Below are 526 nucleotides of genomic sequence, written 5' to 3'. Positions count from 1 at the left end.
GCTTGACGGCATCCGCAACGGAGTCGGGCCGATGATAGGCGAATGGTCCGGGGATCATGTTTCCTCCTCTTGGTCCGCGTTGCTCCCGCTCTCTGGGGTCGGACTCGGACTGTTTTGACGGGAGGCTGATGCGAGGCGTCGCCGGCTTCAAGCCAGGCCGGACGAATGGGTCACGAAAGGTCGGATTTCACACGAAAGGCGGCTTTTGCCGCACGAAATGCGTCAGGCCGACTGACCTTCCTTTGGCAGGGCAGCTCCCCGCGCAGGCCGCTTGAGAAGGCCCAGCCGCGCCCTCAGCTCGGCGACGCGGGCGCGGCTTACCGGCACCAGATGCGGCGTCGGGCCGTCGAGCTCGACGACCGCGCCGTCACCCTCCTTGCGGATCAGGACGACATGCGGGACCGAGATGATGTGGCTGCGATGAACGCGCATGAAGCGCGATGGATCGAGCAGGGATTCTGCTTCCGAGATCGACCACGGGCTCATGCGCTCGCGCGTTCCGTCGTGGACGAGCGCGTAATGGGCG

The 526-nt window shown here is 65.6% G+C and carries 1 protein-coding gene; it reads right to left on the bottom strand.

Annotated features, from left to right (window positions below; translation table 11 throughout):
• Positions 1 to 222: 222 nt before the first annotated feature.
• On the bottom strand, positions 223 to 526 hold a 304-nt coding region (locus EOD07_RS36860; protein WP_164772981.1), incomplete at its 5' end, for a LytTR family DNA-binding domain-containing protein.

The sequence above is a fragment of the Mesorhizobium sp. M2C.T.Ca.TU.002.02.1.1 genome (assembly GCF_003997225.1).
This window is presented reverse-complemented; position numbering and strand designations above follow the sequence as displayed.